Raw genomic sequence first — 20,287 nt, 5'->3', positions numbered from 1 at the left:
GGGGACCATCGGTCCCCGCCCGCCGCGTCATGTCTGCCGGGGTGTCCTGGACACCGCACGTTGCTCAGCCGACCGGGGCGAATCCCGGCAGCCAGCGTTCCAGGATGCCCCGGTAGGGGGCCTTGGCCTCCAGCTGGCACAGCACCCCGATCGACCCGAGCGTCACCCGGTGGATGAGCAGGTACGAGGGCGGCAGGTTGAGCTGCCGACCGAGTTGGTACGCCGGGGAGCGAGGGCTGGCCAGTCGGGTGGCTTCGGCGCGCAGCCAGGCCCGGGTGAACTGGAACTCGTCGGCGGCGATCGGTTCCAGCATCGGACGCAGGAACTCCAGCAACGCCTGCGCGTCGATCGGCTCCGCGGTGCTCACGAAGCCCTCGGCCCGTAGCCCGGCCACCACCTCCTCGGCGTCGCCGCGCAGGGCCAGCCCGGCGATGCGGCCGATCGGCTCCGGCGTGCCCTCCGGCATCCGGGCCACCGCCCCGAAGTCGATCACGCCGAGTCGACCGTCGGGCAGCAGTCGGAAGTTGCCCGGATGCGGGTCGGCGTGCAGCAGCCCGGCCCGCGCCGGCGCGGAGAGGTGCAGCGTGGCCATCAGCCGGCCCGCCTCGTTGCGCTGCTCCTCGCTGCCGGACCTGATGATGTCGGCCAGCGGGGTACCCGCGATCCACTCGGTTACCAGCACCCGGGGCGAGGCGAAGAAGACCTCCGGTACGTAGATTTCCGAGTCGTCGACGTACCCGGCGGCGAAGGCTCGCTGCGACTCAGCCTCCAGCTCGTAGTCCAGTTCCTCGGTGATCCGTTCCCGCAACTCGGCCAGCAGGGGCTTGATGTCCAGCCCGGGCTGGATGGCCCGGAACATGCCGCCCAGCCGGGAGAGCTGCTTGAGGTCGGCGAGCAGGGCGTCGCCGGCACCCGGATACTGGATCTTCACAGCGGCGTCCCGGCCGGCGCCGTCCGGCAGCCGCCACACGGCCCGGTGCACCTGCCCGATGCTGGCCGCGGCCGCCGGTGAATCGTCGAAGCTGACGAACCGGTCCCGCCAGGCCGGCCCCAACTGCTCGGCCAGCACCTTGTGCACGCTTGCGGCGGGCAGCGGCGGCGCGGCCTCCTGGAGTTTCGTCAGCGCCTGCCGGTAGGGCGCGGCGATCTCCTCGGGCAGGGCCGCCTCGAACACCGACAGCGCCTGACCGAACTTCATCGCGCCGCCCTTGAGCTGGCCGAGGACGCTGAACAACTGCTCGGCGGTGCGTTGCTGGATCTCGGCGGAGATCACGTCGGAGGCGAGCCCGGTGACGCGCTTTCCCATGCCGAGGACGGTCCGGCCGGCGAAGCCGAGCGGCAGAGCGGCGAGCTTGGCGGTCCGGGACACGGCCCGGCGCGGGATGTCGGTCACTTGGTCATTGTTACCGACTCGGCCGGCCCGTTGCTGCCGTGCAGCCGCACCCGTTGCCGCCGGCGCACCTGTCATCCGCCGCAGCGGCAGCGCGGGTGCGGCGGCCAGTGACGTCGCCGGAGACTGCCGGGGGCCACCACCTCGACCGACCCGCCGAGGGTCTCGGGACTGCCGCCGTCGAGCTGACTCAGCGCCTCGCCGACGGCGTACCCGGTCGCGGCCAGCAGCAGACTCGCGGCGCAGGCCGGGACGGGCGGGGTGCTGGCGAGTTGGGCGGCGAGCGTCGGCCAGCCAGGGTCCCGGTCGGCCCGGTGCAGGTCCAGACAGCGCAGGCAGGGTCCGACCGGCGGGCGGACAAGTGGCCCGATCGTGGGAACCCCCTCGCGGATGTCCACGAACAGGTGCGGTTGTCGCCGTTGGGCGTGACCGGCGGCCAGCAGCGCGGCCGGTCGGTCGGAGCCGAGCTGCACGACCAGGTCGGGACGGGGTCTGCGGAGCGGGCCGGTACCGGTGCCGGGCGCGGCCCGTTGTACCGCCGCGCGAACCGCGGCGTCGAGCGGATGCCCGATCTCCGTGGCGGCGATACCGGTGCCGACGAGATCGACCGGGCGAACCGGTCCGGGCAGGTCGGGATGGACGTGTCCGACACCTGCCTGGGCGAGCGCGACAGCGATGGCGGGGCCGAGCGGGCCGCTGCCGGTGATCGTCACCCGGGCGGCCAGGCGGCGCCGGAGCACCTGGGCCGGGGTGCCCGGTAGCCGGGCGGTGGCCAGCGCCAGCGCGCCGGCCTCAGCAGCGAGCCGGGCCCGTCGTGGCCCGGTGAGATCCCGGGGTACGAGAGTGTGCGCCGGCACCACCAGGCCGGCGGTGCGCAGCGCGTCGAGCAGGGCCCGGGCGTGTTCCGGACGTGCTCCCGTCCCGGCCAGCACCTGCCGTTCGCTGTGGGCGCCGTCGAGCAGGTCGAGCAGCCGGGCCGCCCGGGGGTCGGCCACCTCGACCAGGACCGCGCGCTCCCGGCCGAGGCCGAGCTGAAGGGTGTGCCGGTCGCGCCAGAGCCGGGTCAGCCCGGGCAGCAGCCGGGGACGGGGAGACGGTGGACGTTCGGTGGATCGCGTCATGAGCACGAATAGTGATCGTGCCCATGCTTTCCGTCGATCGTTGTCCACAGGTGGGCGGCCCCAGATCCAGGGCTGTCCACAGGATTCGGCGAGTTATCCACAACCTGCGGGTAATGGAGTCGGTGGTCCGACAGTCACCGAAGACACGGATGGGGGTGGCCGCAGCCACCCCCATCCGCATGCGCGTACGTACGTCAGACCTTCGCCTTGCCCAGGATGCGGTTCACTGTTGTGCCACATACCGGACACTTGCCCTTGGCCATGTTCATGCCGGTCTTCGAGACCTCGACACGGCCCTCGAAGTCCCGCTTCTCCTTGCACTTGACGCAGTAACCGTTGTAGGTCTGGGCCTGGTCGGCCACGATGTGCCCTCCTCGTGTCGTCCACCGGTCGATAACGACCCGGTGGGTCTCCCGGTGGCGGTCGCTCAGGTCGCCGGCGCCGGGTTCTGTCCGGTGGCCACCTGCGTGACCACTGGTTGGCGGACCCTACCCAGGTCTGGGCGGTTCCATGTCAGCTGCGCATTGCCACTGTGAGCAAGGCGACGTCGAGAGTGTGCACGCCGAATTGGGTCAGATCAGTCAGTTTGGCGGGGACACGCCGACCGGTACCCCGCAATTGCGCTGGTGGTGCCGCCCGGACGGGCGATCGGCAGTCGATTTGAGGTCCGTCGCGGTGATCACTTAACGTGGTGGGCGGCTCAGGGTGTGACACCTCACCGGCCACCACGAAGGGTGACCGTGACGGCTGCTCCGGGTCCGGCAAGAAATTTTTCGGGACTCCTGGCGACCAATCCCCATTTTCCGGACGCGCGTCGGGGGGTTGACTCTTGCGGACCCCTGGTCACAACGCATTAGCTTGCCAACGTGACAGCAAACCGAGGCTGCGCGGTCCACTGATGGCAGGGCCGCGGAAGCCGGTCGTCGAGGTACGGCGCAGCCAGCGTCGGCGACGCACGGTGTCCGCCTACCGCGACGGTGAGCGGGTCGTGGTCCTCATCCCCGACCAGTTCTCCCGGGCCGAGGAGAGCGAGTGGGTCGACCGGATGCTCGCCCGGCTGGCCGCCCGCGAGGGACGCCTGGCCCGCTCGGACGCCGAACTGCTGGTCCGGGCCGGCCGGCTGATCAAGCTCTATCTCACCGAGTACGGCAACCAGGCTCTGCCGGCCAGCGTCCGGTGGGTGAGCAATCAGAACGGCAGGTGGGGATCCTGCACCCCGGCGGACCGTTCGATCCGGCTGTCGCACCGGATCCAGGAGATGCCGGACTGGGTGATCGACTACGTGCTGCTGCACGAACTTGTCCACCTCATCGTGTCCAGTCACAACGCACAGTTCTGGGCGCTTGTCGGCAGATACCCGAAGACCGAACGGGCGCGCGGCTACCTGGAGGGCGTGGCGGCCGTCGCCGGCACCCCCTGAGCGCCCCGTCGCCGCGGCGGTAGGGTCGGTGAATGGCCCGACGTGTGGTGGTGGCGCTGCTCGCGCCGGTGGCCTGGGCGCCACCCGGCGTCGACCCGGTGGATTGGCGAACCGCGCTGGCCGAGGACGTGGTGGACCTGCTCGCCATGCTCAACGAGGTGGACACCGCGGTGGCTGTCACGCGGGCGGACCGCTGGCTGGCCGACGCGGTGATCTGGCCCGGCACGACCGTGTACGAGGTGGCCGAGCCGACCCCGAACGCCGTGTTCGCCGCCCTGACCGGTGCCCGTGAGTCGGACGGGACGGCCGGCACGGACCGGCCGTCAGGTGCCGTTCCGGGCGGCGACCCGGCGACGAGCGAGCGCTACGAGCAGGTGGCGGTCGTCGCCGGCGACGCGCCCGACCTGCCCGGGCTCACCGTCGGCAAGCTGCTGCGTCCGCTGACCAGTCGGCCTGTCGCGGTCGCTCCGGCGGAGGGGGGCCTGCCCGGGCTGCTCGGGGTGGCGGCCCGGCTGCCCGTACCGTCCTGGTTGCCGCCGCTGGACATGGACGCCACGGTGCCCGCGGCCGTGCGGGCGGCGGCCCCGCGCCCCGGCGACCTGGCGGTGACACCCTCCTGGCACCGGCTGCGCGGCCCGGCGGATCTGGCCCGGCTCGATCCGGCGCTGGACGGGTGGGAGCACACCCGGTCCCTGCTCTCCGGTGCCGGCCGGACCGGCTGACGCCGCCCCCGCCGACTCGGCGCGACGACGTCAGCCGGGCGAATCGTCAGGAGCGGTCCTCGCCGCCCTCGGTGTCGTCGCGGCGTTCCGTCTCACCCGGGGCCTTCTCCTCCGGGCCGCCCGGCGCGGAGAAGTCGAAGTTCTCCAGCTCGGTCATCAGATCCACGTCAGCCATCGCGAAGGCCACCGGGTCGGCGAAATCGTCGTCGGAGGGCAGCAGGTCGGGGTGGCCCCAGAGCGCGTCCCGGCCGGCGATGCCCCGATGCTCGGTGAGCGCCGCCCAGAGCGCCGCGGCCTCGCGCAGCCGACGGGGCCGCAACTCCAACCCGACCAGGGCCGCGAAGGTCTGCTCGGCGGGCCCGCCGGCCGCACGGCGGCGGCGGAACGCCTCGCCCAGGGCCACGACGTTCGGCAGCCGGCCGGCTGCCGCCCCGTCGACCACGTGGCACACCCAACCCTCCACCAGGGCGAGGGCCGTCTCCAGCCTCGCCAGCGAGGCCTTCTGCGTCGGGCTGTCCTCCGGGGTGAAGATGCCCTCCAGGGCGATCGCCTGCATCGACTCGGGGTCGGTCGGGTCGACCCGACCCATCGCCTCCTCGATCGCCTCCCGGTTCACCCGGATGCCGGCAGCGTACGTCTCGACGGCGTTGAGGACGTGCCCCCGCAGCCACGGGACGTGCTCGAAGAGCCGCTGGTGTGCCGCCTCACGCAGGGCCACGTAGAGGCGGACCTCGTCCTCGGGCAGCTCCAGACCCTCGCCGTACGCCTTGATGTTTGCCGGGATGAGCGCGGCCGTGCCGGCGGGTCCGAGCGGCAGACCGATGTCGCCGGCCGAGAGCACCTCCGCGGCGAGTGACCCGAGTGCCTGGCCGAGCTGGCCGCCGAAGAGCGCGCCACCCAGGGTGGCCACCATCGACTGCATCGGGCCGAGCTGGGCCCGGGCCTCCGGTGGGACCAGGTCGCCCATCGCGCCGACCATCCGGCTGGCCACCGGGTCGCACAGCTTGCGCCAGACGTCGAGCGTTTTGAAGATCCACTCGTTGCGGTTCCAGGACACCGTCGTGCGGATGCCCGAAGGCAGCGCGGAGGCCGGCTCCAGCCAGAGGTCGGCGATGCGCAGCGCCTCCTCGACCGCGTGACGCTCGTAGGGCGAGACCGCCGGGTCGCCCGCGGCGGCGAGCTGACTGGCCGCCACCTGGCGGGCCAGATCCCAGTTGACCGGCCCGCTGCCCGACGCGGAGAGCAGGTGCTGCAACTGCGACATGAACTGCTGCATCTGCGCGGGGTCGTTGGGGTCGGGCGGCTGCCCACCCGGAAGCGCGAAACCGAACGGAATATCAGGCACGACGTCTACGGTACGCGCGCCACCACCCGGGCCGCCGCCACCGCGGTTGCGCTGAGGGCGAAGTCGTGCGTCGTGCCGGCCGGGAGGCGCGATCGGGATCGGTACGCTCTGCCGCATGAGACGTCGCGGCCTGACCGTCCTGCTCGGTGCTCTGCTCACCGCGCTGCTCAGCATCGGGGTGCTCGGCGCGCCCGTCCCGTACGTGGTGCTCGGCCCCGGCCCGACCGTCGACACGCTGGGCCAGGAGGACGGTAAGGAGGTCATCCAGGTCACCGGCCGGGAAACCTCCACCTCCGCGGGCCAACTGCGGCTGACGACGGTGGGGGTCCAGCCCGGCGTCAAGCTCCGCTCGGCCATCCAGGGCTGGCTCTCCGACGAGCAGGCGGTGGTGCCACGCGAACTGGTCTACCCGCCGGGGGAGAGTCAGGAGGAGGTGGAGCAGCGCAACGCCGAGGACTTCCAGGTCTCGCAGACCAGCGCGGAGACCGCCGCGCTGCGGGAACTCGGATACGAGGTGCAGGTCGTGGTCAAGACGGTGGCCACCGACGGACCGGCCGCCACCGTGCTCCGCCCGGGTGACGTGGTGACATCGGTCGACGGTGAACCGGTGCCGTTCGCCTCCCGGCTCACCGAACTGATCAGGGCCAAGCCGGCCGGCACGGCCCTGCGGATCGGGTACACCCGCGACGGCGCCGCGCGGACCGACACCATCACCAGCCAGGAACAGGACGGCCGGCCCCGGATCGGGATCGAGATCGAGCAGCAGCAGCCGCACCCGTTCACCCTCTCCTTCGATCTGAAGGACATCGGTGGACCCAGCGCCGGCCTGATGTTCGCCCTGGGCATCATCGACAAGTTGACCCCTGATGATCTGACCGGCGGCCGGATCATCGCCGGTACCGGCACCATCGACGACGCCGGGCAGGTCGGCCCGATCGGCGGGATCCCCCAGAAGTTGGTAGGAGCGAAGCAGGCAAACGCGACAGCGTTCCTGGTGCCCGCGGCCAACTGCGCCGAGGCGGTCCGTAACCGGCAGCCGGACCTGCCGTTGGTGAAGGTGGGCTCGCTCGACGAGGCGTTGGACGCGCTGGAGACGCTGCGTTCCGGTGGCGAGCCGGCGTACTGCTGAGTCGCGCGGTATGACCTTGCGCTCACGCTTTCAGGAACACCCCGTACTCTGGGTGCCTGGTCGGAGCCGATCATAACGAGCGTGCGGAGCCAACAGTGGTCATGCGTAGCAGCAGCCCCCTGCCGAGGATGAGCCGACGCGGACGCGTCACGATCGGGGTCCTGATCGGGGTGTTCGTTCTGTTCACCCTGCTCGGCTGGGGGGTGCAGGCCTGGACCGACTGGCTCTGGTTCTCCGAGGTCGACTACACCGAGGTCTTCCGGGGAGTGCTTGTCACCCGGCTGCTGCTCTTCCTGGCCGCGGGCCTGGCGATGGCGGCGATCGTCGGCGGCAACCTCTGGCTCGCGCAACGGCTGCGCCCACGGATGCGACCGCACTCACCGGAACAGGCCACCCTGGAGCGGTACCGGATGCTGCTCGGCCCCCGACTGGGGCTGTGGATCACGGTGGCCGCCGCCATCGTCGGCCTCTTCGCCGGTCTGTCGGCGCAGAGCCGCTGGAACCAGTGGCTGCTCTTCCTGCACGGCGGCAACTTCGGCGTCGACGACCCGGAGTTCGGCGTCGACATCGGCTTCTACGTTTTCCAGCTGCCGTTCTGGCGGTTCCTGCTGGGGCTCGGCTTCACCGCTGTGGTCCTGGCGCTCATCGGCGCGCTGGCCGTGCACTACCTCTTCGGCGGGGTGCGCCTGCAGGGCGTCGGTGACCGGATGAGCAACGCCGCCCGGGCCCACCTGAGCACGCTTGTCGCGGTCTTCGTCCTGCTCAAGGCCGTCGCGTACGTGCTGGACCGGCGGGCGATGCTGCTGGAGTACAACGACGGCGTGGGCGTCTACGGCGCCGGCTACGCCGACATCAACGCGCTGCTGCCGGCCAAGGAGATCCTCGCCTACATCTCCGTGGTGGTGGCGATCGCGATCATCGTGTTCTCCAACGCCTGGATGCGCAACCTGGTCTGGCCGGGCATCTCGTTGGCCCTGCTCGGCGTCTCGGCGGTGGCGATCGGCGGCATCTACCCGTGGGCGGTGCAGACCTTCGAGGTCAAGCCCAGCGCCCGGGACAAGGAGGCGCCGTACATCCAGCGCAGCATCGACGCGACCCGCGCGTCCTTCGGGCTGGACATCGCGCAGAGCTCGGCGTACGCCGCGAGCAATCTGAACCCGCCGGAGAGTCTGGCCACCGACACCTCGGTGGTACCGAACGTCCGACTGCTCGACCCGCAGTTGGTGAGCGAGACCTACACCCAGCTCCAGCAGGTCCGAGGCTTCTACGACTTCGGCCCGAAGCTCGACATCGACAGGTACACGATCGACGACGCCACCCAGGACTACGTGGTCGGCGTACGCGAGATCAACTACGGTGAGCTGACCGCCCAGCAGAGCAACTGGATCAACAGGCACACCGTCTACACCCACGGCTACGGCGTGGTGGCCGCACCCGCGAACCGGGTGGTCTGCGGTGGCCAGCCCTTCTTCGTCTCCGGATCGCTCGGCGAGCGGACGCAGGAGTCGTGCGCGTCGGCCACCGACCTGATCCCGGCGAGCCAGCCCCGGATCTACTACGGCGAGCGGATGGCCGCCGGTGACTACGCGATCGTCGGCAAGCCGAGCGAGGACGCCAACCCGGCAGAGTTCGACCGTCCGGCCGGTGAGAGTGGCGAAGGCGGTGAGGGGTCCGAGTCGTACTACACCTACACCGGTTCCGGTGGTGTCGACGTCGGCTCGTTCACCCGTCGCCTGCTCTACGCGATCAAAGAGCAGGAGGCGAACTTCCTGCTCTCCGAGGCGGTCAACGACAACTCCAAGCTGCTCTACGTGCGTAACCCCCGGGACCGGGTGGAGAAGGTCGCGCCGTTCCTCACCCTGGATGGTGACCCCTACCCGGCCCTGGTGGACGGTCGGGTGCAGTGGATCGTGGACGGCTACACCACAGCCGCGACCTACCCGTACGCGGAGCGGGTCAACCTCCAGCAGGAGACCACCGACGAGCTGACCGGCCGGGGCACCATCCAGCTGGCCCGGGAGAACGTCAACTACATCCGCAACTCGGTGAAGGCGACTGTCGACGCGTACGACGGCACTGTCGTGCTCTACGAGTTCGACGACAACGACCCGGTGCTCAAGGCGTGGAACAAGGCGTTCGGCGGTGACCTGATCAAGCCGCGCGCCGAGATCCCACCGGCACTCGCCGACCACTTCCGGTACCCGGCCGACCTGTTCAAGGTGCAGCGCAACCTGCTCACCCGGTTCCACGTCACGAACCCCGGCGACTTTTACTCCGGCCAGGACTTCTGGCAGGTGCCGAACGTGCCGGACGCGCCGGACAGCGGGCAGAAGCAGCCGCCGTACTACCTCTACACCCAGTTCCCGGGCCAGGACGCGCCGCGTTTCCAGCTCACCAGCGCGGTCACTCCGAACGGCCGGCAGAACCTGGCCGCCCTGATCTCCGGTTCGTACCAGGACGGCAAGCCGACGTTGCAGGTGCTGGAGCTGCCGGACCAGACGGCGATCTCCGGGCCGGTGCAGGTGCACCAGCGGATGACGAACACGAACGCCAACATCCGGCAGCAGCTGAACCTGCTCTCCTCCAACCAGGCCCAGGTGCAGTACGGCAACCTGCTCTCGCTGCCCTTCGCCAACGGGATGCTGTACGTCGAGCCGGTCTACGTCAAGAGCAACCAGCAGGACGCGTACCCGCTGCTGCAGAAGGTGCTGATGTCGTACGGCGACGGAGGTTCCTACGTCGTGCTGGCCGACAACGTGGCCGACGGCATCAAGCAGCTCGTCGAGCAGGGCAAGCAGGCGGCGGCAGGTAACCCGCCGCCGCCGGCCGGGGGCACCGAGGAGCCGCCCGAGGGCGAGGAGCCTCCGGCGTCGCCGTCGGCCACCCCGACGCCCGGCGACGCCCCGCCGCTCACCGGCGAGCTCGGCGCGGCCGCCGAGCGGGTGCGGGCGGCGATCACCGAGGTGCGTGCCGCGCAGGCGTCCGGCGACTTCGAACGCTACGGCCGGGCGCTGGCCGCGCTGGACGAGGCGCTCACCGCGTTCCAGCAGGCGCAGCAGGCGGCGGGCACCAACGGCACGCCGAGCCCGCCGGCTCCCTCCGGCAGTCCGTCACCCACCGGCTGACCAACTGCGAACGGTGCGGCCCACGGTCCGGCGATCCTCGCCGCCGTGGGTCGCACCGTTTCCGGCCGTCCTCGAAATGCCGCGCTGACCCGGGTGCGGCCTGACCGACGCGGTGCGGAACCGCGCGGTTCCGGCTGTCGTTTTGCGGGGGCCGGGGGTCGTACGCTACGGTGGATCTACCGACGCGGGGTGGAGCAGCTCGGTAGCTCGCTGGGCTCATAACCCAGAGGTCGCAGGTTCAAATCCTGTCCCCGCTACCACGCGAAAGAGGTCCCGGATTCGTCCGGGGCCTTTTTCGGTTCCGCACCTCGGTGACGCCGGTGACGGACGGGGCCGGTGACGAGTGGCGTGACGGATGGGGTAGGCTGGTCCTACCGACGCGGGGTGGAGCAGCTCGGTAGCTCGCTGGGCTCATAACCCAGAGGTCGCAGGTTCAAATCCTGTCCCCGCTACCACGCGAAAGAGGTCCCGGATTCGTCCGGGGCCTCTTTTTCTTTGCCCCGGGCGGCACCTGTCGACACGAGCGTCGTTCGGCCCGCCGAGGTTGCGCGGCTCAGCGAGGATGAGCCCATGTCTTCCTTCGGTAGGTGGTGGGGGCGGCTCGGCACGCTCCTGGGTACGGTCGTGCTGACGGTGTTCGTCCCGGTCGCGGCATGGGCCTCGACCGGCACCGGGGAACTGGTGGTGGAGGCGGCGCGACGGCGCGGGCGTGGCTCCGGCTTCTTCGGTTTCCTGAGCCTGCTCTGCTGTCTGGTGGTGGTGGCCGTGATCGTCCTGCTGGTGATCCGGATGACTCGCCGCCGGCGCTGACCAGGCGGACCGAGGGGACGTTCGTGCCCTGGCGGTCGCGCCGTGGACCGCCAGCGGTGGTACGTCAGGCGCGTGGTCTACTTGTCCGCGTGGAACTTCTGCACTCGGGCAAGGTGAGGGACGTCTACGCCGAGGGCGATGACCTGATCCTGGTCGCCTCCGACCGCGTCTCCGTCTACGACGTGGTGCTGCCGACCCCGATCCCGGACAAGGGCAAGCTGCTCACCGCGTTGTCGCTGTGGTGGTTCGAGCAGTTGGCCGACCTGGTCCCGAACCACGTCATCTCGGCCACCGACGTGCCGCCGGAGTTCGCCGGCCGGGCGATCCGGTGCCGTCGGCTCGAGATGGTCCCGGTCGAGTGCGTCGCCCGTGGCTTCCTCGCCGGCGGCGGCCTGAAGGAGTACGAGAGCACCGGGAAGGTCTCCGGTGTCGAACTGCCGCGCGGACTGGTCGAGGCCTCCATCCTGCCCGAGCCGATCTTCACCCCGTCCACCAAGGCGCCGGCCGGCGAGCACGACGAGCCGATGACCTTCGCCGAGGTGGTCGACAAGGTCGGCGCCCAGACCGCCGAGCGGCTGCGGCTGCTCACGATCGACGTGTACTGCCGGGGTGCCGAGCTGGCGGCCGACCGGGGCATCCTGGTCGCCGACACCAAGATCGAGCTTGGCTGGGCGTCGGACGGCACCCTGGTCCTCGGCGACGAGCTGCTCACCCCCGACTCGTCCCGGTTCTGGCCGGCGGAGTCCTACCAGCCCGGGCGCGCCCAGTTCTCCTACGACAAGCAGTACGTACGGGACTGGGCGGCGACCAGCGGCTGGGACAAGCGGCACCCGGCCCCGGAGGTGCCCGCCGAGGTGGTCGACGCCACCCGGGCGCGTTACGTGGACGTCTACGAGAAGCTGACCGGCACCCGCTGGTAGGGACCCGGGCGGCGGCGGACCGCCGCTATTCGCGGCTGCGGTGGCGTCCGACGTGCTGCTCGGCGGGGGTGGTCGCGGTGATGATGCGCACCGTGGTGCCGGCGGGTCCGGTATCCACGTCCATCGCGTCGGTCAGCTCGCGGGCCAGCCAGAGCCCCCAGCCACCGGCCGTCTCAGGCGCGGGCCGGCTGCGGTTGTCGAGGTCCTGTGTGCTGATGCCCTGACCGTGATCGGCGACCTCGCACAGCACCAGGCCGGGCTCCTCCCACAGCCGTAGCCAGCCCTGCCCGCCGCCGTGCCGCACCGCGTTGGTGATCAGCTCGTTGACCGCCAGCACGAAGTCGTCAAGCCGCTCGTCGCGCAGCCCGGCAGTGCGCGCGCAGGCGGCGACCGAGTGTCGGAGTTCGGTCACCTGGGCCTGGTCGAAGGCGTCGGCGATCAGGAGGGCGTGTTCGATGGGCACCACCGTACGCGGTGGGGGAGATCCTGCGTTCGTCATGGCCCCGTCCCGACAGAGATCGCAGAGGTTTACGCGGCTTTTACCACCGTACGTCAGGGTTGGTCGAGGTGCTCGGCCGCAGGGGGCTCCGACGGCCTGTGGCATCGTGGCGCACGTGCCCACTGCCGGTGGTTTCGAGGTCCCGCTCTGGCGGGCCGTCGCGGTCTTCCGGGTGGCTTCCCTGGCGTACGTCTGTGTGGTGTTGATCCGGGACGCGGACCGGTACGCCCACCCCCTCGCCGCTGGAGCACTGGTGCTGGTCATGGCGGCCTGGACCGGCGTCACCGCGATCGGGTACGCGGACCCGGCGCGGCGCGGCTGGCCACTGCTCCTGGCCGACCTGGCGGTTGTCGTGGCGATCCTGCTGGCCACCCCGTGGGTGATGGGCCGGCCGGCGCTCGACGCGGGACTACCCACCCTTCCGGTGGCCTGGCTGAGCGGACCGGTGCTGGCGTGGGCCGTCTCCGGCGGGCGGCGGCGTGGCGTGGTCGCGGCACTCGTGCTCGGCGCGACCGATCTCGCGACCCGGGGCATGGTCACCCCTGGCGCGTTCAACGGAGCGATCCTGATGCTGCTCGCCGGCGTGGTGGTCGGGCACGTCGCCCGGCTTTCGGTGACCGCCGGGGAGCGGCTGCACCGGGCGGTGGAGTTGGAGGCCGCCACCAGGGAGCGGGAACGGCTGGCTCGCGACATCCACGACTCGGTGCTCCAGGTGCTCGCCCTGGTGCAGCGGCGTGGCGCGCACCTCGACGGCGAGGCAGGCGAGCTGGCCCGGTTGGCCGGCGAGCAGGAGGTGGCGCTGCGTTCGCTGATCTCCGCTGCCGGGCCGGTCCCGGCCGGTGCCGCCGACGCGCCTGTCGACCTGCGTACCCTGCTCGGCCGGCACGCCTCGGCCACCGTGTCGCTGTCCGCACCGGCGGGCCCGGTGCCGTTGCCTCCGCCGGTGGCGCGTGAGCTGGCGGCGGCCGTCGGGGCGGCGCTGGACAACGCGGCCCGGCACGGTGGCGGTCGGGCGTGGGTGCTGGTCGAGGACGAGGGCGCGGTGGTCACCGTGTCGATCCGGGACGAGGGTCCGGGCTTTCCGCCCGACCGCCTGGCCGAGGCCGTGGCCCAGGGACGGCTGGGCGTCGCCCAGGCCATCCGGGGCCGGTTGGCCGACCTCGGTGGCACGGCCCGGATCAACTCGACACCGGGTGCCGGCACCGAGGTGGAACTCACCGTGCCGAGGAGGGAACCATGAGCGGCTTACGTGTGATGGTCGTCGACGACCACCCGATGTGGCGGGAAGGAGTGGCCCGCGACCTTACCGAGGCCGGCCACCAGGTGGTGGCCAGTTGTGGGGAGGGACGTCAGGCGGTCCGGGTGGTCGCCGCGGCCCGTCCCGACGTGGTGGTGCTCGACCTGCAACTGCCGGACATCTCCGGTGTGGAGGTGATCCAGGGACTGCGGGCGGCGCACCCCGACGTCCGGGTGCTCATGCTCTCGGCCAGCGGCGAGCAGCAGGGAGTGCTGGACGCGGTGAAGGCCGGCGCCACCGGCTATCTGCTCAAATCCGCCGGGCTGGCGGAGTTCCTGGAGGCGGTACGGCGTACCGCGGCGGGCGAGCCGGTCTTCACGCCGGGGCTGGCCGGACTGGTCCTCGGCGAGTACCGCCGACTGGCCACCGTCACCAGTCACGCGGCGGCTGACGCCGAGGACGCGGCACCCCGGCTCACCGACCGGGAGACCGAGGTGCTGCGTCTGGTCGCCAAGGGCATGTCGTACAAGCAGATCGCCGAGCGGCTCGGGCTGTCGCACCGTACGGTGCAGAACCACGTGCAGAACACGCTCGGCAAGCTTCAGCTGCACAACCGGGTCGAGCTGACCCGGTACGCGATCGAACGCGGCCTGGACGACTGAGCGGCGGTGCGGACCGGTGCTCGCTCGCCGCTCAGACCGAGTGCGGCGGCCGGGTCTCGTGCACGGCAAGTTCCTCGGCGCTGGCTCCGCCACCGGCGGCACCCGCGTCGTACGCGATCGAATCGGTCTCCTGGTCGGTGTGCGCCCCCTCGTCCGGTTCGACAAGCCGCCCGACCGTGGAGTCCACGCTGGTGCCGAGCTGGTCGTGGTCGTAGAGCGAGACCGGGGACTTCGGGTCGGAGGTGGGACCCGGGTCGATGACGTCGGCGTCGAGTTGCGCCTGCGCCGCCTGTTCCCGGCTGTCCGCCTCGGCCGCGATGTCCGGATCCACCGGCCCGGCCAGCGGATCGTCTACCGGCAGCTCGAACTGTTCCCGGCTCAGCTTGTAGTCCAACGACTCGCCGTCGAGCTGCTCCTCAGCAGTGGTGCCGAACTCGTCGACCGCCACCGGGGTCCGGTCACCGGGCAGCTGGGCCGGTGCCGGGCCGTCGGCCTCCCGTCCGGTGAGCACGTCGTCCCCGGCCGTCGAATCGTCGTCGGCGGTGTCGGGCAGGCCATCGGCCTCTGGATCGGACACGGGGGTCGGGTACTCGTCGTCGCGCATGACTGACCACTACCCGTTGCCCTCCCGCCGTAACCGGTCCCGCCGGGCGGATAGCCGGCCGGACGTCACCGGGTGCCGGCCCGAGCGCTCACCGGGTCAGTTTGCGGGCCAGCGCGGCGGCCGTGCCGACGGCGGTCCCGGCGGCGGCCAGCCCGAACACGGTGGAGATGCGGACCAGCTGGCGGCGTCGGCCGGCCCAGTCGCCCTCCGGCTGCGCCGTCGCGTCGGGGTGGAAGACGTTGCCCGTGGTGTCCGCCATCGGCGTCGGGCCGAACTGGGTGTACCGGCCGTACCACCCCAGAACGCGTTCGGCCAGCGCCGGGGCCAGCCGCCACTGCATGCCGATCAGGCGGGCGGCGCCACCGGCGTACGCCTCCCGGCGGGGTCGCCTCAGCAGCCGGACGATCGTCTCCGCGACCACCTCCGGCGGATAGACAGGTGGTGGCGGAACGACCTGCCGGCCACTGTGATTGGCGGCGTGCCGGAAGAACGGCGTGTCGATGGTGGCCGGGAGCACCGTGCAGATCGAGACGGACCCCCGACCGGTGGCGCGAAGTTCCTGGCGGATCGTGTCGGCCAGGCCCCGGACACCGTGCTTGGCCGCGTTGTACGGGGACTGGTAGGGCATCGCCACCTCGGCCAGCACCGAGGCGTTGTTGACCACGACGCCGCCGCCGGCCGCGCTCAGGTGTGGCAACGCGGCCCGGATCCCGTTCGCCGTGCCGAGCAGGTTGACGTCCAGCACCTGGCGGAACTCGGCCACCGGGATCTCGTCGAACAACCCGATGGTGCCCACTGCGGCGTTGTTGATCCAGGCGTCGATCCGGCCGAACTCCGCCACAGTTGTCGACGCGAGCCGTCGCATGGCCTCCGCGTCCGTCACGTCGGTGGGCACCACAAGGGTGCGGCCGCCCAGCTCACGGCAGTGTCGGGCCACCTCCCGCAGGGCCGGCTCGGTACGCGCGGCAAGCACCACTGTGCTGCCGCGCCGCGCCAGGGCGTACGCGGTCGCGGCACCGATGCCGCTGGACGCTCCGGTGATGACGATCGTGGCGTCGGCGAGTGCTCGGGCGAGGGGCATTCCTCATCGGTACCCCGTCATGTCCGGGTCATGCCGCCGGGCGTGCCCGCGATCTGCGAGGTTTCGGCTCGTCGGAGGCCGGTTAATGGGACGCTCTGACCGAAGACCACAGCCCTCATCCGCATGGAGGTGACCCATGCGCGTCGGCCTTGTCTGTGCCCACGCCGCTGCGCCGCCGTCCGGCGACGGAACCGTCGTCGGCACCTACCAGCACATCGCACGGGTCGCGGCCGAACTGGCCGGGCGAGGTCACGACGTGCGGGTGTACACCCGCCGGGACGACCCTGAGGTGACCGAGACCGACGTCGTGGACGGTTACCGGGTGGAGCGGGCCTCGGTGGGCCCGGTCGCGCCGATCCCCACCGCTGATCTGGTGCCCTACGTGCCCGAGTTCGGTGAGTGGCTGGCCGGCAGGTGGTCCCGCGACTGGACCCCCGAGGTGGTGCACGGCCACTACTGGATCGGCGGCCTGGCCGCCGCGCACGCCGTACGGGAGACCGACATCCCGATGGTGCAGACGTTCCACTCGATCGGCATGGAGCAACTGCGCCACCTCGGTGCCCAGTACGACGGTCCGGGCACCCGGATCCCGCTGGAGCGGGCGCTGACCCGAGCCGTGGACATCGCGGTTGCCCAGTGCAACGACGAGGTCGACGAGCTGACCCGGATGGGCCTGCAACGCACGTCTGTCGCGATGGTCCCCACCGGGGTCGACACGGAGCGCTTCCATCCCGACGGTGAGGCCGCCCCGCGTGAGCAGCGCCCCCGGATCCTCTCCGTGGGTGGGCTCGGGCGGGGTCACGGCCAGGAGGATCTGATCCGCGCGTTGCGCCTGGTCGGCGACGCGGAGCTGGTGATCGCCGGCGGGCCACCGACCGACCGGCTGGCCAACCACGCCGAGGCCCGTCGGCTGCGTGAGCTGGCCGACCGGGTCGGGGTCGGCGAGCAGGTGCACCTGGTCGGCGCGGTGCCGCACGAGCAGATGGCCACCTGGTACCGCTCGGCCGACGTGGTGGCCTGCACCCCGCACTACTCCTCGGCGGGCCGGGTGTCGCTGGAGGCGATGGCCTGCGGTGTCCCGGTGGTGGGCTACGCCATGGGTGGCATCGCCGACGCAGTGGTCGACGAGGTGACCGGCAAGCTGGTGCCGCCCGGCGACGTACGAACCCTCGGGATGACGCTGCGTCGACTCCTCACCGACAACGCCGGCCGGTTCGCGTACGGGCACGCCGCGGTCGATCGGGTGCGGTGCAGCTACACCTGGGAACGCACGGCCAGTGCTCTGGAGCGGCTCTACGAGCGGGTGGTGGGCCGACGCAAGCCGGTCGAGGCGGCCTGAGGCAGCGCGTCACCCACGCCGCTGCCCGCGCCCGCGACCTCGCAGCCCGCCGCCGTGGGCCGCGGGATGAGCGGCAGCGGGGCGTTGACCACCGCCCGGCTGGTCTCCTGGGCGACGGCGTGCTGATGCTGCGGCTCCGCGTACCGGGTGAGCCCGACGACGGCAGCGAGGGTGACCAGGAACCCGATCCCGGCGAGCCACTCCCGACCCGGCCAGATCTTGTCGTTGAGCAGCAGCAGCCCGACGATGGCGGCGGGCACCGCGCCGGCCGCGTCCATCGCGGCCACCGCTGCCGTTGTCGAACCGCGCTGCATCGCCAGCCCGAGCAGCAGTTGCCCGACCACGGAATGGGCGACGAGCAGGTAGAGCAGCGGGTGGCTGAGGAAGGCGTCCCAGCTCGACGCGGAGGCCAGCGGCCGGGCCGCCACCGCGGCGGCGGAGAAGGCCAGCCCGGCCAGCGATCCGAGCGCCACCGAGCCCGGCGCGCCGTGCAGCCGGACCGCGAAGAAGCCCAGCACCGCGATCACCGCCAGGGCCACCAGCAGGGCGATCATGCCCTCGGTGCCGAGGGCCTTCGACGGCGCCGGTCGGGCGGCGAGCACCAGCGCGGTGATTCCGGCGAACAGCAGCACCAGCAGCGCGACCTCGGCCGCCGGCAGCCGCCACTTCAGCAGGATCACGCCGAGCAGGGCGGTGACGCCGAGGCCGGCGGCCACGCTCGCCTGTACCAGGAACAGCGGCAGGTCCCGCCGGGACAGGAAGGCCAGGACGAATCCGGCGACCTGGCAGGCCAGCCCGACCAGGTAGGTGCGGTGCCCGGCCAGGCGCAGCAGCAGCCCGGGATCGAATGTGTGATGCACTGTGGTGCGGGCGGCGGCGACCGACTGCAACAGATTGGCGACGCCATACGCGACGATCATCGCCGCCAGGAAACACCAACCCGAGGTAGCCACCTGGCGAGGATAGAGGTTACCCGGCGTCAATGCTCGGCGGGCTACCGAGCCTTTCGAGGATGTCGGGATGCAACGCGCCGTTGCTGGCCAGCGTGCTGTTGTCGCCACCGGTCGGGGCCGGCTGACCGGCCAGATCGGTGATCGCGCCCCCTGCCTCGGTCACGATGGGTACCAGTGCGGCCACGTCCCAGAGGGACAACTCGGGCTCGATCATCACGTCCAGCGCACCCTCGGCCAACAGCATGTAACCGTAGAAGTCGCCGTAGGCGCGGCTGCGCCAGGTGTCCCGCATCAGTTGCAGCACGGCGTCGAGCCGGCCCGCCTTCTCCCAGCCGTCAAGCGAGGAGTAGCAGAGGCTGGCGTCGGCCAACCTGGTCACCCCGGAGACCCGGATGGGCGTACCGCGGGCCGCGTCCGGGCCCGCGTAGGCCCCGGTGCCCCGCGCCGCCCACCAGCGGCGCCCCAGGGCCGGTGCGGAGACCAGCCCGGCGACCGGGCGGCCCTCCTCCAGCAGGGCGATGAGCGTGGCCCAGATCGGCACGCCCCGGACGAAGTTCTTGGTGCCGTCGATCGGGTCCACCACCCACTGGCGGGTGCCGGCGGTGGGCGTCGCGCCGTACTCCTCGCCGAGCAGCCCGTCGTCGGGCCGGTGCTGGGCGAGCAGGGCGCGGATCTCGCGCTCCACGGCGGTGTCCGCGTCGGAGACCGGGGTCAGGTCGGGCTTCGACTCGACCCGCAGGTCCAGGGCGCGGAACCGGGCCGTCGACAGGGCGTCGGCGGCGTCGGCGAGCCGGTGGGCGAGGGTCAGGTCATCGGCGTACCCGGTCATGCCGGACACGGTAGCGACGCCGGCACCGGGACCACGCCGGGGGCCGGCGTCGGCGCGTCGGTGCTGGTGCCGACGTGAGGTGCCGCGTCGACGGGGTGGGCCCGCCGGATCACTCCGGGCGCCCGCGCGGGTCGGGCTCGGTGCGGGTGTCGGTCTCCCCGGCGCGGGAGGCCAGCAACCGGCGGTACGAGGCCAGCCGGCGGGGGTCGGCCCGCCCCGCCGCGACCCAGCCGTCGAGGGCGCAGTCGGCCTCGTCGGCGGTGTGCGGGCAGTTCGCCGGGCAGTCGGCGGTGGCCTCGACCAGGTCCGGAAAGCCGTGCAGCAGGCTCTCGGCCGAGACGTGGGCCAGCCCGAAGCTGCGTACGCCCGGGGTGTCCACGATCCAGCCCGGATCCTGCTCCGCGTCGGGTGACGCGGGCAGTCGCAACGCCACAGCGCTTGTCGAGGTGTGTCGTCCCCGGCCGATCGCGCTCACCGTGCCGACCGCCCGTTCGGCCTCCGGTACGAGGCGGTTGACAAGGGTCGACTTGCCCACCCCGGAATGCCCGACAAGCACCGACACCCGGCCGGCCAGCAGACTGCGTAGCGGGTCCAACGGCGAGTCCGGCCGCAGGAGCAGGTACGGCAGTTCCAGCTCGGTGTAGTAGTCGAGCACCGCCTCCGGCCCGGCCAGGTCGGCCTTGGTCAGGCAGAGCAGCGGTTCGATGTCCGCGTCGTACGCAGCCACCAGGCAGCGGTCGATGAACCCGGTGCGCGGCGGCGGGTCGGCCAGCGCGCTGACGATCACAAGCTGGTCGGCGTTGGCGACCACCACCCGTTCCAGCCGCCCCTCGGCGGTGCTGGCGTCGTCCTCGGCGGTGCGCCGCAGCACGGACCTGCGTGGTTCGATCCGGACGATGCGGGCCAGCGCCCCGGACGAACCGGAGGTGTCGCCGACCAGCCCGACCCGGTCACCGACCACCACCGACTTACGGCCCAGCTCGCGGGCGCGCATCGCGGTGACTGTGGGGTCGTCCGGCCCGGCACCGGGCAGCACGCAGGTGTACCTCCCGCGATCCACAGCGATGACGAAACCGTCCCTGGCGTCGGCGTGCCGTGGCC

General features: G+C 71.7%; 19 protein-coding genes and 2 tRNA genes. 11 read left to right on the top strand and 10 right to left on the bottom strand.

Going from position 1 to position 20,287, the window contains the following annotated elements; all coding sequences use genetic code 11:
• Window positions 1-64 precede the first annotated feature (64 nt).
• From Van01_RS18010 to Van01_RS18000, 3 genes are all read right to left on the bottom strand, one after another.
• Entirely contained in the window at window positions 65-1,393 is a 1,329-nt protein-coding gene (locus Van01_RS18010; protein ID WP_204008537.1) for an ABC1 kinase family protein, read from the bottom strand.
• 71 nt (window positions 1,394-1,464) lie between these two features.
• Window positions 1,465-2,511 carry a hypothetical protein gene (locus Van01_RS18005; RefSeq protein WP_204008535.1) on the bottom strand — a complete coding sequence of 349 codons (1,047 nt, stop codon included), beginning with the start codon at window positions 2,509-2,511 and terminating at the stop codon, window positions 1,465-1,467.
• A 194-nt stretch (window positions 2,512-2,705) separates the two neighbouring features.
• Window positions 2,706-2,873 carry a DUF5679 domain-containing protein gene (locus Van01_RS18000; protein WP_012014940.1) on the bottom strand — a complete coding sequence of 56 codons (168 nt, stop codon included), beginning with the start codon at window positions 2,871-2,873 and terminating at the stop codon, window positions 2,706-2,708.
• A 536-nt stretch (window positions 2,874-3,409) separates the two neighbouring features.
• Between Van01_RS18000 and Van01_RS17995 the strand changes: the two genes are divergently transcribed.
• Both Van01_RS17995 and Van01_RS17990 read left to right on the top strand, forming a co-directional pair.
• The gene (locus tag Van01_RS17995; protein WP_204008533.1) at window positions 3,410-3,931 is read left to right on the top strand and encodes a M48 metallopeptidase family protein; all 522 of its coding nucleotides are present in this window, start codon (window positions 3,410-3,412) and stop codon (window positions 3,929-3,931) included.
• Between the two features lie 32 nt (window positions 3,932-3,963).
• The gene (locus Van01_RS17990; protein ID WP_204008531.1) at window positions 3,964-4,653 is read left to right on the top strand and encodes a hypothetical protein; all 690 of its coding nucleotides are present in this window, start codon (window positions 3,964-3,966) and stop codon (window positions 4,651-4,653) included.
• A 46-nt stretch (window positions 4,654-4,699) separates the two neighbouring features.
• Here Van01_RS17990 and Van01_RS17985 read toward each other — a convergent pair whose 3' ends face one another.
• The gene (locus Van01_RS17985; RefSeq protein WP_505745408.1) at window positions 4,700-5,929 is read right to left on the bottom strand and encodes a zinc-dependent metalloprotease; all 1,230 of its coding nucleotides are present in this window, start codon (window positions 5,927-5,929) and stop codon (window positions 4,700-4,702) included.
• A gap of 184 nt (window positions 5,930-6,113) precedes the next feature.
• Here Van01_RS17985 and Van01_RS17980 point away from each other — a divergent pair, with 184 nt between their 5' ends.
• The 6 genes from Van01_RS17980 (at window position 6,114) to Van01_RS17955 (ending at window position 11,982) form a co-directional block, all read left to right on the top strand.
• Entirely contained in the window at window positions 6,114-7,127 is a 1,014-nt protein-coding gene (locus Van01_RS17980; protein ID WP_204008526.1) for a YlbL family protein, read from the top strand.
• Window positions 7,128-7,228: 101 nt separating this feature from the next.
• Entirely contained in the window at window positions 7,229-10,252 is a 3,024-nt protein-coding gene (locus tag Van01_RS17975; RefSeq protein ID WP_204008524.1) for a UPF0182 family membrane protein, read from the top strand.
• Window positions 10,253-10,435: 183 nt separating this feature from the next.
• Window positions 10,436-10,512: transfer RNA gene (locus Van01_RS17970), tRNA-Met, on the top strand.
• A gap of 118 nt (window positions 10,513-10,630) precedes the next feature.
• Window positions 10,631-10,707 (top strand) — tRNA-Met (locus tag Van01_RS17965).
• Window positions 10,708-10,822: 115 nt separating this feature from the next.
• A complete protein-coding gene (locus tag Van01_RS17960) occupies window positions 10,823-11,062 on the top strand; it encodes a hypothetical protein (RefSeq protein WP_204008522.1) in 240 nt (79 codons plus the stop codon).
• A gap of 89 nt (window positions 11,063-11,151) precedes the next feature.
• Window positions 11,152-11,982, top strand: a complete 831-nt coding sequence (locus Van01_RS17955; RefSeq protein WP_204008519.1) for a phosphoribosylaminoimidazolesuccinocarboxamide synthase — start codon at window positions 11,152-11,154, stop codon at window positions 11,980-11,982.
• Between the two features lie 25 nt (window positions 11,983-12,007).
• On the opposite strand, the gene Van01_RS17950 is transcribed toward Van01_RS17955, so the two are convergent.
• Entirely contained in the window at window positions 12,008-12,481 is a 474-nt protein-coding gene (locus Van01_RS17950) for an ATP-binding protein (protein ID WP_204008510.1), read from the bottom strand.
• Between the two features lie 115 nt (window positions 12,482-12,596).
• Here Van01_RS17950 and macS point away from each other — a divergent pair, with 115 nt between their 5' ends.
• Both macS and Van01_RS17940 read left to right on the top strand, forming a co-directional pair.
• A complete protein-coding gene (gene macS, locus Van01_RS17945; RefSeq protein ID WP_239099140.1) occupies window positions 12,597-13,721 on the top strand; it encodes a MacS family sensor histidine kinase in 1,125 nt (374 codons plus the stop codon).
• On the top strand, window positions 13,718-14,380 hold the full coding sequence (locus Van01_RS17940) for a response regulator (RefSeq protein ID WP_204008505.1): 663 nt from the start codon (window positions 13,718-13,720) through the stop codon (window positions 14,378-14,380). The genes macS and Van01_RS17940 overlap by 4 nt, the downstream gene beginning before the upstream one ends.
• A gap of 31 nt (window positions 14,381-14,411) precedes the next feature.
• On the opposite strand, the gene Van01_RS17935 is transcribed toward Van01_RS17940, so the two are convergent.
• On the bottom strand, window positions 14,412-14,984 hold the full coding sequence (locus Van01_RS17935) for a DUF5709 domain-containing protein (RefSeq protein ID WP_204008503.1): 573 nt from the start codon (window positions 14,982-14,984) through the stop codon (window positions 14,412-14,414).
• Window positions 14,985-15,072: 88 nt separating this feature from the next.
• Window positions 15,073-16,065 (bottom strand): SDR family oxidoreductase, encoded by a 993-nt coding sequence (locus tag Van01_RS17930; protein ID WP_204008500.1) that lies wholly within the window; start codon window positions 16,063-16,065, stop codon window positions 15,073-15,075.
• A 136-nt stretch (window positions 16,066-16,201) separates the two neighbouring features.
• Here Van01_RS17930 and Van01_RS17925 point away from each other — a divergent pair, with 136 nt between their 5' ends.
• On the top strand, window positions 16,202-17,404 hold the full coding sequence (locus Van01_RS17925; RefSeq protein WP_204008498.1) for a glycosyltransferase: 1,203 nt from the start codon (window positions 16,202-16,204) through the stop codon (window positions 17,402-17,404).
• Here the strand turns inward: Van01_RS17925 and Van01_RS17920 are convergent.
• The 3 genes from Van01_RS17920 to rsgA form a co-directional block, all read right to left on the bottom strand.
• The gene (locus Van01_RS17920; RefSeq protein ID WP_204008559.1) at window positions 17,359-18,324 is read right to left on the bottom strand and encodes a hypothetical protein; all 966 of its coding nucleotides are present in this window, start codon (window positions 18,322-18,324) and stop codon (window positions 17,359-17,361) included. The genes Van01_RS17925 and Van01_RS17920 overlap by 46 nt on opposite strands.
• A gap of 49 nt (window positions 18,325-18,373) precedes the next feature.
• Complete coding sequence (gene hisN / locus Van01_RS17915; protein ID WP_204008496.1) at window positions 18,374-19,186, bottom strand: histidinol-phosphatase; 813 nt, start codon at window positions 19,184-19,186, stop codon at window positions 18,374-18,376.
• Window positions 19,187-19,295: 109 nt separating this feature from the next.
• Entirely contained in the window at window positions 19,296-20,222 is a 927-nt protein-coding gene (rsgA, locus tag Van01_RS17910; protein WP_239099142.1) for a ribosome small subunit-dependent GTPase A, read from the bottom strand.
• Window positions 20,223-20,287: the final 65 nt, after the last annotated feature.

The organism is Micromonospora andamanensis, assembly GCF_016863495.1.
In the GTDB taxonomy this organism is placed as follows: domain Bacteria; phylum Actinomycetota; class Actinomycetes; order Mycobacteriales; family Micromonosporaceae; genus Micromonospora; species Micromonospora andamanensis.
This window is presented reverse-complemented; position numbering and strand designations above follow the sequence as displayed.

Bases quoted from the DNA above. Each gene is read 5' to 3' on its own strand.
- Van01_RS17995 (WP_204008533.1), top strand. From the start codon at position 3,410: ATGGCAGGGCCGCGGAAGCCGGTCGTCGAGGTACGGCGCAGCCAGCGT.
- Van01_RS17980 (WP_204008526.1), top strand. From the start codon at position 6,114: ATGAGACGTCGCGGCCTGACCGTCCTGCTCGGTGCTCTGCTCACCGCG.
- Van01_RS17925 (WP_204008498.1), top strand. From the start codon at position 16,202: ATGCGCGTCGGCCTTGTCTGTGCCCACGCCGCTGCGCCGCCGTCCGGC.
- Van01_RS17920 (WP_204008559.1), bottom strand. From the start codon at position 18,324: ATGATCGTCGCGTATGGCGTCGCCAATCTGTTGCAGTCGGTCGCCGCC.
- Van01_RS17960 (WP_204008522.1), top strand. From the start codon at position 10,823: ATGTCTTCCTTCGGTAGGTGGTGGGGGCGGCTCGGCACGCTCCTGGGT.
- Van01_RS17930 (WP_204008500.1), bottom strand. From the start codon at position 16,065: ATGCCCCTCGCCCGAGCACTCGCCGACGCCACGATCGTCATCACCGGA.
- Van01_RS17940 (WP_204008505.1), top strand. From the start codon at position 13,718: ATGAGCGGCTTACGTGTGATGGTCGTCGACGACCACCCGATGTGGCGG.
- Van01_RS17950 (WP_204008510.1), bottom strand. From the start codon at position 12,481: ATGACGAACGCAGGATCTCCCCCACCGCGTACGGTGGTGCCCATCGAA.
- Van01_RS17975 (WP_204008524.1), top strand. From the start codon at position 7,229: ATGCGTAGCAGCAGCCCCCTGCCGAGGATGAGCCGACGCGGACGCGTC.
- hisN (WP_204008496.1), bottom strand. From the start codon at position 19,186: ATGACCGGGTACGCCGATGACCTGACCCTCGCCCACCGGCTCGCCGAC.
- Van01_RS17935 (WP_204008503.1), bottom strand. From the start codon at position 14,984: ATGCGCGACGACGAGTACCCGACCCCCGTGTCCGATCCAGAGGCCGAT.
- Van01_RS17990 (WP_204008531.1), top strand. From the start codon at position 3,964: ATGGCCCGACGTGTGGTGGTGGCGCTGCTCGCGCCGGTGGCCTGGGCG.
- Van01_RS18005 (WP_204008535.1), bottom strand. From the start codon at position 2,511: ATGACGCGATCCACCGAACGTCCACCGTCTCCCCGTCCCCGGCTGCTG.
- Van01_RS17985 (WP_505745408.1), bottom strand. From the start codon at position 5,929: ATGCAGCAGTTCATGTCGCAGTTGCAGCACCTGCTCTCCGCGTCGGGC.